The 366-nt window shown below is 35.2% G+C and carries 1 protein-coding gene; it reads right to left on the minus strand.

What is annotated here, in order from left to right; all coding sequences use genetic code 11:
• A partial coding sequence (locus tag AAEZ02_RS21965; RefSeq protein ID WP_351125080.1) for a flagellar export chaperone FliS occupies nt 1-230 on the minus strand: 230 nt, incomplete at its 3' end.
• Nucleotides 231-366 lie beyond the last annotated feature (136 nt).

The raw sequence follows: 366 nt of genomic DNA on the forward strand, positions 1-366 counted from the left end.
TCATCGCCCTCATCCATATTTAAACTATTATTTAGGCCGTTGACAATACCTATCGCTTTACCAATAAACAAACCTTTATTATTCATATCTCGGTTTTCAATGGCATAGCGACTTTGAGCAAGCCTCTCAAGACCACCAGCAAACATCATTTGAATAATACGATGCGGTGAAGCAACAGATATTTCACTGTCCAATGACACCTTACGATATGACTTTAAAGAACTTCTCATAATAACCTACCTATTTACATCAATATTTTGATAAACCTTAATTTGTCGTTGATGAGTGCGCTTTAAGTTCAACAAACTTTGCCTATGAGACATGATTTTTGAAGCTCTATTGATAAAGTTTTGCGTTAACGTCAAC

This window comes from Shewanella sp. T24-MNA-CIBAN-0130, from assembly GCF_040310185.1.
In the GTDB taxonomy this organism is placed as follows: domain Bacteria; phylum Pseudomonadota; class Gammaproteobacteria; order Enterobacterales; family Shewanellaceae; genus Shewanella; species Shewanella psychromarinicola.